Origin of the sequence: Bacillus sp. CR71 (assembly GCF_003429245.1) — a bacterium.
GTDB classification, from domain to species: domain Bacteria; phylum Bacillota; class Bacilli; order Bacillales; family Bacillaceae_G; genus Bacillus_A; species Bacillus_A thuringiensis_S.
Genome location: NZ_CP031748.1, coordinates 3,181,923 through 3,196,225 on the forward strand (window position 1 = coordinate 3,181,923; position 14,303 = coordinate 3,196,225).

Sequence of the window (14,303 nt, forward strand, 5' to 3'; positions counted from 1 at the left end):
TTTATAATGAAAGGAATGGTACATATGATACATAAATTGAAAGAAAACATCGGATCTGTGTTTGTTGGGAAAGAAAATGTTATTGATCTACTGCTCGTTTCACTTCTTGCTGATGGACATGCACTACTCGAAGACGTGCCTGGTACTGGGAAAACGTTACTGGCGAAAACCATTTCCAAAAGTATTGGTGGTAGTTTTTCTCGCGTTCAATTCACCCCTGATGTACTTCCAAGTGATGTAACAGGTATTGAATACTTCAACCCAAAAACAAGCGAATTCGAATTAAGAATTGGACCGGTTATGACAAACATTTTGCTAGCAGATGAAATTAACCGTGCAATGCCGAGAACGCAGTCGAGTTTGTTAGAAGCGATGGAAGAACGACAAGTGACGCTCGAAAAAAAATCTACGCCTCTGCCGAAACCGTTCTTTGTTATTGCGACGCAAAACCCAATCGAATCACAAGGGACTTTCCCTCTTCCAGATGCACAGCTTGATCGCTTTTTAATGACGATTTCAATTGGTTATCCAACTCCTAAAGATGAGTTACAAATGATGCGACGTTTTCGGAACGATTTACCATTAGAAAGTGTCACATCTGTCATCTCATTAGAAGATATTTTAGAATCTCAAAAACGAGTAAAAGAAATATTTGTTTCGGAACCTTTAGAACATTACATTATTAAACTTGCTCATGCTACAAGAAATCATGATTATATCGCTAACGGTGTAAGCCCACGTGCCACATTAGCTTTAGTACGTGCTGTTCAAGCTTTAGCCTTTTTACGCGGGAGAGAATATTGCACACCAGAAGATATACAATTGTTAGTTCCTTCTGTTTGGAATCACCGTATCGTCTTATCAATGGAAGGTGCATTACGTACGACAAAAAATGATATTATGAAAAGTATTTTAAAAGAAGTTGACGTACCTGTGGAGATTGAGCAAGCATGAATGGACAGCGCGTTGTAACTGTACCTTTATTTTTTCAACTTCATATTATTCAACTAACCGTTCCAATCGCGTTACTTTTCACATTCTTTTTCCCGCAACGAATGCTTATGTTTCTCTTTTTCTTCTATTATATATTTGCGATTTTTATTTATAAATATGTCGCTTTCATAGAGAAGAAGTTTCAAATCATAAATGAGAAACAAACTACACGGCTTTTTCCTGAGGAATCTGGACAGTTTTTTATTCATTTAAAAAATGGAGCCAGCATACCGCTCGTTAATGGTGTTTGTTACTTTCATTTAAATTCGTCCCTTATACCGCATAAAGAGCAAGGCATTGAACAAATATCAAAAACATTATTCTCTTTCCCATTTTCACAACCCGCACATTCGGCACAAAAATGGGGTTTAACATTAACCGCAACGAAGCGTGGTGTGTTTCAAATTGAACAGTTTGAATGTGTATTAAAAGATCCATTTCATCTATTAACTGTACATTTACCTGTTTTTGATAAATTAAGGACTGAAATTATTGTGTATCCTTCTCCTAAAGAAGTAGCAGGTTTGCAAGAACTTCAGCAACTTTTGAATGGATTTTATCGAACGAATTTTTCTTTTTACAATGATGAAACATCTATTATCGGTGTAAAGCGATATGAGCGTGAGTCTTTCCGCTCTATTCATTGGAAGGCATCTGCTAAAATGCAACAATTACAAGCGAAGCAATATGAACCTGTAAAAAATTATAGTTGGACGATTTGTCTTTCTTTAGCTGCCGATCGTGGATTTGGTTGGAAAGATAATGTAGAAGAACTTATTTCATATGCAACATACATTTTCCAGTACACAACGAAGCACCACATTCCGTTTGAATTATTTATTAGTGTATTAGCAGAAGGTGGTGCATTACATTTATCGTTACATGAAGGGCAAACGCAATATGCAAAAGCTTTAGAAGAATTAGCCCGTATTTCAGATGATAGTACGTTACTTCCGAAACAAGGATTCCTTCATTATGTAACGAGAAAGAGAGAACGATCGTCTACAATGATATACATTGGTTTACAAAGAAATGAACTCCCTCTTCTCTCGCAGCCAACGTTTCTCATTACTAGTGAAGGGATGGTGGAATCGGTTGAAAACTTGGCTATATCACATTCATGATTTCATTCTGCTCCTCCTGCTTTCATTATTAACAGAAAGAGATGAACTAATTAGTATTGCAATATTTTTAACAACAGGCTATATTGGAGTATTTCTTATTCATAAATTTATGCAGAAAAAAACAACAGGATTTGTAATACTTTTAGTTCTTCAAATCGTTCTTTTCTCTTTATTTTTACCTTTTTCTCTTTTTGGCACAATCATATTACCACTATTTTTCTTTATCGTACATGTGGTCGGACCTGGATATCCAGTTCAAAAATCTTTAGGTGGTATTGTATGGTTTGTCGTTTCAGTTATATTTTATGCACCCTTTCCACCGTTGTGGAAACTATTAATGTTAGCCTTGCATCTTATGATTACATTTTGGTTAACCGGGGCAAATCGCAAACAACAACTATTACGTTTTGCTTCTATCATTACGATTGGCTTAATGAGTATATTAATTGTTCAAATATTTCCTTTCATTCGACTTATTTTTGGTTTTATAACGGAAGTAGTCGCATTAGGCGTCGGCTATGCTTTAATGCCATTAATTAAAGCAGCGGAATTAAAAGATACTGAAGATGTTTGGGCAAATAAAGGACATCTCTTAAAACCAAAAATTGAAGACGGAAAAAAAATTCCTGATTTTGATCCAATACTCATAAATAGCGCTACAATAATAGTCTGTACAGCTATCGCTATTTACGTCGTTTGGAAAATAGTAAAAAAACGAAAACATTTAAGTTTACCAAATATGCACGTCTTCGAATCTACTATCATTACTGATAAAGAAGGAATGAGCCAAAATCGTTTTAAACGAAATAAACCGCCACATAACGAAATTCGGAAGGAAATTTTCAAGCTAGAGAGTAAGTTAACCCCTCCTTTAAATAGAAAACGGGGAGAAACTGTTGAGGCTTGGCTAGAAAGAATACATGATGAAGAAGATGTAAATATTCAAAGTGATATTATTATAGATGCTTATAATACGGTGCGTTATTCAAATGGTAAAAGCATTGTACTTCTGCATGAATTTAAGGAAGAGATTCATAAGCTTTATGCATATCAAAAACATTTGAAGAAAAGAAAGAAATAAGACAACAAAAGACTCCTATTTTTTCATTCATGTGCTCAGTTTAGGGAGAGAAAAATGCTAATAACCATTAGAAATAACACAATAATTTGTATGTATTTCGCATTATAAATAGCAAACTAAAACGCTCAGAAAATATTCTGAGCGTTTTCATTTCCTTCTTCAACTAAAGTACCAGTTAGTGCAAAAAGCTATTTCACCATTTGTATTGTTAACTTATCTTTTAACATTGAGCTATATGAATCAATTTCATATTTTGTATTATTGATTTTTTCTTTTTTCATTTTTAACATATCGAATATTTCTAATTCTAAATTCCTTCTAGCTTCAAGAACTTTTATCGCTCCTTCTACACCTGAATGGTTATGTTCTTTCCCATAGCCTTGGTTAGTGTAATAGTCGACGATTCCTGTGGACCATTCTGGAGTTCTTTCTTTTAGTGCCTTCCTAAATGAAAATTCAAGATTATCTTGTTCTACATACAATAACATTGGATTTAAATTCTCTATAATTTTTGCAACTTTCATTACATAATTTATTATTTTTTCTTTTTGTTCACCATATTTAATCATCCCAATAGTTAATGAGTTTTGTATGAAACAACATTCAAAGATATAAACCTTATTGTCTTCTAGAGCACTTTCAGTAAAGTCATTCCATTTGTCAGCAATTAATTCAACATTTTTATCGAATGACAATTCATATATATCGTTTTTTGAAATATCGTTAAATAATTCGTCCGAAAACTGATCACCAAACTCATTTTTTATCTTTCTGTATGGTAATAAATAATTGCTTCCTTTTTTTAGAACTCTTTTAAGAAGCACTTCTTTAAAATCTCCACTGTTAGATAATAATCTATCAAATTCAAATTTATTAAAACAAGATACACCATCATAGTCGGCTGGATGGTTCAAATTTCCCTCTAAAAATAGTTCAACTTCAATTTTATTTTGGCTTAGAATTTCATTTATTAGCTTTGCAGTGGTTGATTTTCCAAATCCAGGTAAACCTTCTACTATTATTAGTTTTGTGTTCATAATTATAAATCCCTTTCTTCAAAGTATTTAACCAAGATAAAAAAATCACTTACTTCACTGCAATCACCCCTTCAAAATATGATATTCACCATTTCCTTTGAAAAATCCTGCTTAAAGTAACCTGACCGTTAGTTTAAGAACATTTTTTCACAATCTCTATAATTATTTTAACGTAATTTTCCATTTACCTTTAAAAAAATATAGTCCACCATTATTTGAGTGAACTATCTAAATTAAATTATATCTCTTAAATCAAACAATTTTCCAGTAATACCCAATTGTTATACTGGTGTTTTTACTGTTTTCTTTTTCCCTTCGTTTGTGGTAAATGGCATACAAAAGTTATAATGGGTTCGAATTATCGTTAGAGCCATTTGTGCGTATTTTGGATTAAAATTAGAATAGATATAACTTTTACCATCTCCACGAGCTATCATTAAAGGTCTTTCTAGACAACCAATTTAGCAATGGTTTTAGTATATAAAATAGCAAGAGTACATAAAAGTGCTTAAACATTTTAATAACAATATAAAAAAGGATGCTAAATCATATGTGATTTACATCCCTTTTTTGTTTGTTATTTTATATTTTCTCTCCCGTAACTGAACCCGTTATTTATTCATAGGAGTCTTTTTATACTTCTACGTTGCTTTTTAAATTGAAGCATTCTTCCCTGCTTCAATTTCTAATGACTCTTCATGCCACCAAAGTGTTTCTTCAGGGTCTTCTTTAGCAATTAGGTGTGCTTCTTTTTTCGTTTCTACTGTAGGATATGAACCTTTTAGCGCACGCCCTGAAGTCGTAACAAATAGTACACTAAATACAACTAATCCAATAATACTTACACCTGCTAAATAAAATGCTGGTGCGAGCGGGTTACCAGTTGCATGAACTAAGTATGAACATACGAGCGGTGTTGTTCCACCGAATATCGATACAGAAATATTAAATGAGATCGAAAGTGCTCGATAACGTACATCGGTGAAAAAGAGTGATGGTAATAATGAAGGTAATGTTCCTTCATATACACTTAAGAAGAAACCTAGTACGAAAATACCTGCAAATATAGCTGCAATATGTCCGTTACCTATTAGTAAAAATGCTGGAATTGCAAATACAGTTAAACCAAGTAAACCAATTTGCACAACGCGTTTATTACCAATTTTATCACTTAACTTACCGAAATATAGTGCTAGTGGAATCATAAGTGCCATCGTAATAGAAATAATTAATAAGCCTGTTGTTTCTTCGACTTTAAGTACTTGAGTTAGATAAGAAGGAATATACGAAAGAATCATATAATTTGTAATATTAAAGAAGGCGACAATTACTGTGCTTAATAAGAAGTCTTTTTTGTGATATTTAATAATATCCATAAATGAAAATTGTTCATTGTCTTCAGATCCCTCTTGTGCTTTTTCCATCTCTTCAAAGATTGGAGATTCATCTAGATGACGGCGTAAGTATAAACCGACCAAACCAATTGGTGCAGCTACTAAGAACGGAATACGCCATCCCCAGCTGAGCATTTGCTCATCTGTTAACAATAACGTCAAAATGGTAACAATTACCGATGCAGCAATGTAACCTGAGAGTGTTCCAATTTCAAGACCACTACCGAGTATACCACGCTTTTTATCTGGAGAAGATTCTGCGATATAAACCATTGCACCTGAATATTCGCCGCCTGTAGAGAAGCCTTGAATCATTCGGGCAACTAAAAGTAGTATTGGTGCCCATACACCAATTTGTTCATAGGTTGGTAGTAATGCGATGAATAATGTAGAAAGTGCCATTAAAATAATAGTAGTACTTAACACGATTTTTCGGCCGTACTTATCTCCTATTCTACCAAAGAATACACCTCCGATTGGTCGAACGAGAAAGGCTGCTGCAAATGTACCGAATGTAAGTACAAGCTGCAATCCACTATTATCAACACCTGAGAAGAATAATTGACTTAAAATAACCGCTAAATACGCGTATAATCCGAAGTCAAACCACTCCATTGCGTTTCCTATACCAGTAGCAATTACTGCTTTCCTGGCTTGTTTAGGATTGACAATATTAACGTCTTGAGGTTCAAAATTTAAATCATTATTTTGTTGCATATAATAAAACAGCTCCTTATTTAATTTAACTTCTTTAAGCACACCTTCTCTTATTGAATAAAATTAATTCGAAGCACTTAAGGAAAATTAACGTCTCCTTATCTGTTATTATTGTTTCACATAATTAATTATTTGTCCAATGAGATGCTCTCTATGTTAAGTAATTTACTATTTTAAAAAGCTAAAGAAGCCGCTAAAATAGCGGCTTCTTTAGCTTTTTATATTTTTTTATATTTTTTTAAATACTTGCTGTAGCAGCTATGTTATGAACACAGGAAATAAATTCATAAGTGAATGCGTCAATTTCCTCTTTCGTAATAATATACGGCGGAAGTAATCGAATAATATTCCCTTGTGTTACATCGACTAACATCCCTTTATTCATTAACTCAATCTGTAATTTCTTCACATTTTCATTCGTGTCATTCACACTTATCCCAAACATCATCCCCGCATGACGCACTTCCTGAATATAATAAGAATTTTCTTTCTGAATGTCTTGCAGTTTGTCATTTAAATATAGTGACGTTTCATAAGCTTCTTGCATTAACCCATCATCAAGTAATGTATTTAATACAGTTAAACCTAATGCTGTTCCCATTGATGAGTGAGCAAACGTTGTCCCGTGATCTCCTGGTGAAAATACATCACATAACTTTTCACCTACAATAATTCCCCCTAGCGGTATCCCGCCTCCTGCTCCTTTACCGATTTGAATAATGTCCGGTGTAATATTAAAATTTTGATAAGCAAATAGTTTTCCCGTTCGACCCATTCCACTTTGAACTTCATCAACGACAAGAAGTACATTATATTTTTTACATAAATTTTGAACACCATGTAAATATTCACTTGATAAAGGATAAATCCCCCCGCTACCTAAAACAGGCTCTAGCATAATCGCAATTGGATTTTCTTTAATAATGGTTTCTTCTAATTGGTCTATATTCTCGCGCTCTACTTCATATACAGGAATAGATGTTTTAGGAAAATTTTGATATACTTTTTCTTGTCTCGTAAAATGTAGTGCCCCTAACGTCCTCCCGTGAAAACTATCTTTTAACACAACTACTCCATCACGCTCTTCATTCGCAATAGATCTATATTTATCAATTAATTTTAATGTCGTTTCTGTCGCTTCCGTACCAGAGTTTGTAAAAAAGACTTTTCCGCTTTTTAAAGTACAACCTACTAATTTCTTTGCATACTCAATTGCAACTGGGTTTAAAAAATGAAACGGTAAATGCAACGATTTCGCAACTTGCTCCATTGTCGTTTGTACAATTTTAGGATGATTATATCCTAATACATTTACTCCTACGCCAGAAAATAAATCTAAATACTCTTTACCATCTACATCATACAGTTTACACCCTTCTCCCCTTTCCATTGCAACCTCTGTACGACAATATGTAGACATCATATATTCTTTATCTAATTGAAACCAATCCGACATGCTAAATTCCTCCTAGTTATTTTCCCTTTTTTAACGTTCATTCTCTATATAATCGTTTATAAATTAAGTTTTAAGATTGAAATTTTAATAGTGGTTTTCTTCCACATTTTTAGTAAAACGTGTGCTTTCTCTTCCCGATATTCATTTTTCCATAATTTCTTCTATTTCAACAGGTCCACTACATATGTGTTTTTTTCATCTAGCGGTATGTTACTGCTTTGAACTGTGCGTGTCATACATAATTAAGGCTATAAAATCATATTTAGTAACAATGGACAAAAAAGATTTGGAGGCTATATCGATGGATGAAAACTATGATAAACAGGGGCAATCTATACTAGGGAAAGACTTTAATGAAAATGACGAACGTAATGAACAAGCTAAACTTCACTCTCAAACAGTTGGTTCACGTGGACCCGTACTAGAGCAAGATAGTGTACTGCATGAGTCATTACAAGAATTTATTCATGAAAAAATTTTAGAAAGACCTGTTCATGTAAAAGGATTTGGTGCGTTCGGTTATTTTCAAACGATATATTCGATGTCTGAACATACTAAATTAAGTTTTTTACAAAATTCTAATGAGAAAGTTCCTGTTATGGTGCGATTTTCGTTAGCTGTTAGTACGAAAGGAACACCGGATACTTCTAGAAATGTACGCGGTTTTTCCACAAAATTTTATACGAAAGAAGGCATTTTTGACCTTTTATGCAATCACATCCCTGTTTTTTCTGTTCGTGATCCTATGCGTTTCCCTGAAACAATTAAAGCATTATTGCCTTCACCTAAAAATAACTTAATAGACCCTAATAGATTTTGGAGTTTTGTCGCTAAAGCACCTGAATCTATTCATTTTGTTGTCCGTTTATACTCTAATAATGGTACAGTCAAAAGTCTTCGCCACATACCAGGACATAGTGTAAATACATACATTTGGAGAAATGCGGAAGGTAATCGAAAGTATGTAAAGTATCATTGGTACCCATTTGAAGGTGTACAGTACATTACTAGTAAAGAAGCAATTAAACTAGCTGCCGAAAATCCTGATTATAGCGGGAAAGATTTATATGATGCAATTGAAAATGGTAAACCAGTGGAGTATGGCTTATACGTCCAGCTCATGGATCCGAAAGATGAAGCGCACCTATCTTATGATCCTTTAGATGACACAAAAGTATGGGATGAACAGACGTATCCTCTCATACCAGTCGGGAAAATGGTATTAAATAAAAATCCTGAAAATTTTATGGAACAAGTAGAAAAAGTCGCATTTTCCCCTTCTAATTTACTGGATGGTGCAGAACTATCAGATGATAAAATGCTGCAAGGGCGCGCTAATATTTACAGTGATTCACAACGAAGAAGAATTGGTCCCGAATTTCGCAAATTAACGATTAACCAGCAGCAAGATTGGACACCGACTAAGCAAATAACGAGCGGTGACGGAAGATACGTTGAAGGTAAACTTGAAAGAACTTCTATAACAAAACAAAATGACTTTACGCAGGCTGGTGAATTTTATACGAAGTTACAGCCGATAGAAAAAGAACATCTCGCTGAAAACTTAGCTAGTGATTTGAAAGTTATATCCGATGATATTCGAAAGGTAGTTTTGGGGTATTTTCATAAAGTGTCAGCTGATTTGGTGAATAAAATTGAGAGTGCAATACAAAAGCTTTGAGAATAAAAAAAACGTCATTTTTAATCTATAAAATGACGTTTTTTTTATGGCGAAATTACTAGGAATTTCTACCGCCTCATTTACAAGTATTAACGAAATTTTTCTCCTTCAAAATTTCCGTTATTTCATTTGGGATTATGATACTCATATCTCTTTTTCAAATAATCTTTTTCACATTGCAACGGTTTGTATTCCACTATTTCCCCTTGCTTCTTTTGCGTTTCAGTAACAACCCATTCCCCTTTTTCAAGTTCAAGGTGTTTTATCACATTTGTATCGTCTATTTCTTTATAGAGTAAAAATGCTTCAAGCGGCTTTACAAACAATCTTGGCTCTCCTCTATATCCACCACTTTCAAAAACTTTAGTTAACGAATTATAATACGTATCATCAATCCGACCACCATACATTAAATGTGCAGCTTCTAAATCTCTTTTATTAACTTCCCAAAAGCCACCTTCATCAAAATCCAAATGAAATACGGATTTAATGTCCTTCATAATATTTTCCACATACTTTTCATCCCGAATTTTACTTTCTTCGAGACAATCTGAAGTTAACTTTGGTGCATCTGTTTGAGAATGTACAACGTGTTGTATCGATACACACAAAATAAATATGCTTAAGATGTACAATATTTTTTTCATAATTACATATCACCTCAAATGATTTAGATACTATATTATTTGAGGCTTACAATATTCTTATGCTAGAAATGAGAAAGGTCCTATAAAATAAATTTTTTATAGGACCTTTCCTTTTAATATTGCTTTATCAAATTCACGGGCGGGGCAACTACCTTACTACTTTTCACATCATATAATCCTATAGGTGTTACTCGTATAAAAGGCAAGTGCGTCGCAGAAAAGAATAAAATCGTAAATGCTGGATCGTTATAAGCATATCCTCGCGCTTGCAGTAAGTTCACCATCTTTTTCTCTTCTTGTATTAATTCACTCATCTTTACATCCGACATAATCCCGAGCAATGGTAATGCAATTTCGTGCAATACTTCATTCTTTTCAGCAATTACAATCCCTCCGCCAAGCTCTTTTACTCTATGAAAAGCTGTAAGCATATCTTCTTTACTCTTTCCAATAAGAATGATATCGCCTGTACCTGAATAAGAACTAGCAAGGCCACCTAATTCATTCGCAAAACCTTTCACAACTGTATTCACTCGCCAACTGCCATCACGGGCAATCATCATGAGGAAACATTCATCATGAACAATAGACAGTTCATTAAGGCCTAAGTCGATTTCGCTAACGTATGGTTTTGTTATAACGTTATTCAATAAGTGTATACCTGCTTTATTAGAAAAAACCATATCCTCTTTTTCTATGGTCCAGTCTAACAGTAGTGGAGTTACTTTGAAGTTACTCCATTCTATAAGTAACGATTCATTTTTGTTTACTCTATCACGCTTTACCCATTGTCCTTTTGCGATTACACTCGTTGGCACCGGATTTTCTTTACTTTCTAAAATATTGACATTGGCGATTCTACCTGTCGCAATTGAACCATGCACATGCTCCATATTATAATAGCGAGCAATATTATAACTTGCCATATGGTATGCATCTATTACTGGCACTCCTTGTTTTATCGCGGTAGAAATCATAACGTTTGTCATTCCATTTGCATAAAACGAAGGATGTGAGCCGTCTGTAGTAAGAATAAATCTATCAAACTGCTTTACGCCTAGTTCCAACAATTCTTTCAGTAAAACTTCTAAATCTGGACGGATTGAAGAATTTCTTAGGGAAACAGTGTAACCTTGCATAAGACGAGCGAAAGCTTCCTGCCCTGTCATCGCCTCATGATCACAATCTGTACCTAACAGTTTTAACTTCGCTAAAGTCGTTTCAGATGCACCTGGAAAATGTCCTTCTACTTTTTTATGTAATCGTTTCGTTTCCTGCACCCAATGTAACATTTCATCATCACCATGTAATAATTTGGGCCATGCTGTTAGCTCGCCGCCTTGAATCACCGCTTCATGCTGTAGCCACTCTACTATTTCTTCACTATTAAACAAAGATTCCCCGTTTTGTAATTCAGTCTGTCCATCAAAACGGCACCACCAATACATACTTGCTGGAATCTTATTGAATTCATCTAATAAACGAAATGCTTCTTCACGCTTTAATGTGAAAAATAAAGTTAAATTATCATTAATAAAAGTTGTTGTCCCAAACTGCATCGCATGATTCGCTAGCGTCTCTGGGTTATACAACTGATATGGATGTGCATGGGGTTCTATGTAACCGGGTACGACATACTTTCCTTCACAATCAACAACTTCACACTCCGTTAATTGCTTTGGCAGCTGCTCCCCTACATATACAATTCGATCATTATATATCCAAATGTGCGCTGTCATCCACTCGCGTATATAGGAATTTAAATATGTTACATTCTTTAATAATATGTGTGGACTTCTTGTGCCGTCTAGTACTTCAACATGTTCTCGTAATTGCTTATTACTCCATTTAAAATGATTTTGTCCCATTGTATTCAACTCCACTGTTATATTAGTTAATATTAGAAATAATTAACAAACTAAAGTATCATCTATTCATAACTCCCCTTTATACCCCCTATTACTTTCATTATATGAAAAGATTATAAAAATAACAATTTTCAGAAATAAACACATTTCTTTTCTTCAAAATAAAAAGAATGCCATGCAACTGACATCCTTTTTATTTTTATCGTAAGCATTAAGATTGATTTTCACTTTGAAATACACTTGATGCCATATCATAAATGCAACTACTGTCCATAGTTGCGAACTTAAAAAAGCACCTCTTTTAAATATAACTATAAAAAAATTCCATTCACTTTCTTTTCATCTATTTATTAAATTCAATTTGCATCATTTTATTAAACTGTGGAACAATATCGACCCCACCTATAGAGTTGAGACTGATAGCCAATGTATGTTTGCCTCCAATTACTCCCCCAGCAAAAGTTGTAAATCCAGGAATTCCTCCTCCATGCCCCCAAACTGAAACACCGTTTGGAAGTTTAGTCTCATAGATTCCAAGACCGTATGCGTCACCAACCCCTTTTCCTTCTATAGGAACTGTAGTAAGCATTTCTTTTAGCTCGCGTTCCTTCAGTAACTTACCACCGAGTAAAGATGAAAAGAACTTATTTAAATCATCCGCATTAGAAATCATATCTCCAGCTGCATTAGCTAAACTCGGATTATAATAAGTAATATCTTTCAACTCGCCTGTTCCTTCCATTTTTACATATCCACGAGCATGATTCTTTCCTGGGATGACGGGTGAATTTCCTGGTAAAAACGTATTTGATAGGTCCAAAGGTTCAATAATTCGCTTTTCGATTTCTTCCGCATAACTATTTCCAGTTATTTTTTCAATAAGCATTCCTAGTATTACGTATCCTGTGTTTGAATACAACCAGTCTTTACCCGGCGAGAAATCTGGAGGCAGCGAAAGGCCTATTTTCACTATTTCTTCTGCTGTATACGTTTTTTTCGAATTCATTATGTCCGCGTCTTTTGACTTTAAGTATTCAGCGATACCACTCGTATGATTCAAAAGTTGTCGTATCGTAATTTGATTACCATTATACCCATTTCCTTGCACGAGACCCGGTAGCCACTTTTCAATTGGATCGTCAAGTTGTAAGCGCTTTTCTTCTACTAATTGAAGAATAGTCGTGGCAGTAAACGACTTCGTCACACTACCAATCCGAAAGCGATAATCCGAATTCACCGGTTTCTTTGTACTTAAGTCCGCCAAGCCAGCAGTAAAACTACTAGTTTTTCCGTTATTAGACGCCTTAGCTAATATTCCTACAGCACCAAGCTGTACTGTTTCCTGCATTACTTGTTTCCAGCCATTACGATTCTTTTGATCATGTACTTGTGACGAACTAGAAATATTTTGAGTTGACTCTGCAGTCACAGTAAAACCAGGTGTGAATAGAGCAGTACCCGCTAATAAAACTGCAAAACTTGCTAACTTAATTGAATTACATTTTTTCATAAGGCTTTCTCTCCTCCATTAATATCGGATTGATTCAAGCTATACTTTCATCCTATATGATAAATCTCTCTTTTTTCTTATCCATTCCTTACGAAATACTTACGTTTAAATTTAAATACGGTAAACTGAGGAAGAGTTATGCATGCAAATAAAAAGAGAACATGTTTTCATTTTTTATGTAAACATGTTCTCATAAACATTTAAAATTCTATATCAACTTGTCATCCTATTCTTTGCACAACTAATCTAAATTCCTTTTTACCAGCCCGCACTAGCATTCATACCATTTCCAATAATAGAAAGTAATAGCGGCCATAATACTGGTCCCAATGTAAGAAATACATTTAGAAGTATGAGCATTTTATATCCAACGGTGAAATTGTGATTTTTACGATTAACAAATACTAAACTGATTAATGATATTATAGTCGTTAAAAATAATACTAACATTAGCAACCAATACCACACCATTAAACTAAGACTCCATGGTGTTAATAGCTCATGTATGATACAAAATGAGATTCCTAATACAGCAAAACTAAAACTAGTCACCGATGTTTTTATAAGCCATTTATTTATTTTTTTATCGTATGTATTTTTACAATATAAATCTATTAAAGTATATAAAGATAAATATGCCATTAATACACCTATCCAAGACAATAACCAGTCTCCGTCCCCTTTGAATAATACGTACAGTAACCAACACATACCTACTGCAGAAAAAACAAAGGAAATAAGTATGCTTTTTAATACCGATTTCATTACATTTTCACACCCTTAAAAAATCAAAAA

The 14,303-nt window shown here is 34.0% G+C and carries 11 protein-coding genes and 1 pseudogene; 4 read left to right on the forward strand and 8 right to left on the reverse strand.

What is annotated here, in order from left to right; genetic code table 11:
* Positions 1-24 precede the first annotated feature (24 nt).
* From DOS87_RS15960 to DOS87_RS15970, 3 genes are read left to right on the forward strand one after another with little or no spacing between them, the layout of a single operon-like run.
* Complete coding sequence (locus DOS87_RS15960) at positions 25-954, forward strand: AAA family ATPase (RefSeq protein WP_000581418.1); 930 nt, start codon at positions 25-27, stop codon at positions 952-954.
* Positions 951-2,117, forward strand: a complete 1,167-nt coding sequence (locus tag DOS87_RS15965) for a DUF58 domain-containing protein (RefSeq protein WP_208730018.1) — start codon at positions 951-953, stop codon at positions 2,115-2,117. The genes DOS87_RS15960 and DOS87_RS15965 overlap by 4 nt, the downstream gene beginning before the upstream one ends.
* Positions 2,089-3,198 (forward strand): DUF4018 domain-containing protein, encoded by a 1,110-nt coding sequence (locus DOS87_RS15970; RefSeq protein ID WP_000860493.1) that lies wholly within the window; start codon positions 2,089-2,091, stop codon positions 3,196-3,198. The genes DOS87_RS15965 and DOS87_RS15970 overlap by 29 nt, the downstream gene beginning before the upstream one ends.
* A 188-nt stretch (positions 3,199-3,386) precedes the next feature.
* On the opposite strand, the gene DOS87_RS15975 is transcribed toward DOS87_RS15970, so the two are convergent.
* The 4 genes and pseudogenes from DOS87_RS15975 to DOS87_RS15985 form a co-directional block, all read right to left on the reverse strand.
* Positions 3,387-4,235: a P-loop NTPase family protein gene (locus DOS87_RS15975; RefSeq protein ID WP_001093193.1), complete on the reverse strand. Its 849-nt coding sequence runs from the start codon at positions 4,233-4,235 to the stop codon at positions 3,387-3,389.
* A gap of 281 nt (positions 4,236-4,516) precedes the next feature.
* A pseudogene (locus DOS87_RS30635) lies at positions 4,517-4,696 on the reverse strand (hypothetical protein); the annotation flags it as partial.
* Positions 4,697-4,888: 192 nt separating this feature from the next.
* The gene (locus tag DOS87_RS15980) at positions 4,889-6,346 is read right to left on the reverse strand and encodes an MFS transporter (protein WP_098578334.1); all 1,458 of its coding nucleotides are present in this window, start codon (positions 6,344-6,346) and stop codon (positions 4,889-4,891) included.
* Positions 6,347-6,584: 238 nt separating this feature from the next.
* The gene (locus DOS87_RS15985) at positions 6,585-7,802 is read right to left on the reverse strand and encodes an aspartate aminotransferase family protein (RefSeq protein ID WP_001286468.1); all 1,218 of its coding nucleotides are present in this window, start codon (positions 7,800-7,802) and stop codon (positions 6,585-6,587) included.
* 301 nt (positions 7,803-8,103) lie between these two features.
* Here DOS87_RS15985 and DOS87_RS15990 point away from each other — a divergent pair, with 301 nt between their 5' ends.
* Positions 8,104-9,483: a catalase gene (locus tag DOS87_RS15990; protein WP_000344194.1), complete on the forward strand. Its 1,380-nt coding sequence runs from the start codon at positions 8,104-8,106 to the stop codon at positions 9,481-9,483.
* 125 nt (positions 9,484-9,608) lie between these two features.
* Here DOS87_RS15990 and DOS87_RS15995 read toward each other — a convergent pair whose 3' ends face one another.
* The 4 genes from DOS87_RS15995 to DOS87_RS16010 form a co-directional block, all read right to left on the reverse strand.
* On the reverse strand, positions 9,609-10,130 hold the full coding sequence (locus DOS87_RS15995; protein ID WP_000723218.1) for a hypothetical protein: 522 nt from the start codon (positions 10,128-10,130) through the stop codon (positions 9,609-9,611).
* A gap of 113 nt (positions 10,131-10,243) precedes the next feature.
* Entirely contained in the window at positions 10,244-11,998 is a 1,755-nt protein-coding gene (locus tag DOS87_RS16000; RefSeq protein ID WP_000531325.1) for an adenine deaminase C-terminal domain-containing protein, read from the reverse strand.
* Positions 11,999-12,341: 343 nt separating this feature from the next.
* Entirely contained in the window at positions 12,342-13,508 is a 1,167-nt protein-coding gene (locus DOS87_RS16005; RefSeq protein WP_098578332.1) for a serine hydrolase domain-containing protein, read from the reverse strand.
* A 258-nt stretch (positions 13,509-13,766) separates the two neighbouring features.
* A complete protein-coding gene (locus DOS87_RS16010; protein ID WP_000843837.1) occupies positions 13,767-14,273 on the reverse strand; it encodes a DUF3902 family protein in 507 nt (168 codons plus the stop codon).
* Positions 14,274-14,303: the final 30 nt, after the last annotated feature.